1 pseudogene is annotated in these 524 nt (G+C 74.4%); it reads left to right on the top strand.

The annotated features are described in order from the left end of the window. A pseudogene (locus tag V3H18_RS16600) lies at positions 1–524 on the top strand (chromosome segregation protein SMC); the annotation flags it as partial.

Below are 524 nucleotides of genomic sequence, written 5' to 3'. Positions count from 1 at the left end.
GCTGGGACGGCTTCACCCAGGCCGCCGAAGCGCCGACGGCGGCGGCGCGCCGACTCGCCGAGAAGAACCGCCTCGCGGATTTGCGCGTCGAAGCGGCGGCCGCGCGCGCGACGGCTGAGGGCCTCGCGGAGGAGCTGAATTTGGCGCGCGAGGCGGCGCGTCTCGCCGGAGAAGCCGAAGCCGAGGCGCGCGCGGCGCAGCGGCGCGGACGCGTCGGTTTCGAGGAAGCGCGCGAACGCCATGTCGCCGCCGAGCGCCGTCAGGCGCAGATCGCCCAGCGCCTTTCGGCGCTGGAGGAGGCCAAAGCGCAGACGCTCGCCAATCGCGACGAGGCGGCGCAAAAGCGCGCGGGCGCGACGCAGGCGCTCGACGAACTCGAAGAGCCGGCGTTCCTCGCCGGGGCTTTGGAAAATTTGCGCGCGCGGGCGATGGCCGAACGCGCGCAAGCGAGCGAAGCGCGCGCCGCGCTGGCGAATCTGCGCCATGAGGTTTCCAGCCGCGCGGCGCGCGTCGCGGCGATCGCG

It is taken from the genome of Methylocystis borbori (assembly GCF_036576025.1).
GTDB classification, from domain to species: domain Bacteria; phylum Pseudomonadota; class Alphaproteobacteria; order Rhizobiales; family Beijerinckiaceae; genus Methylocystis; species Methylocystis borbori.
This window is presented reverse-complemented; position numbering and strand designations above follow the sequence as displayed.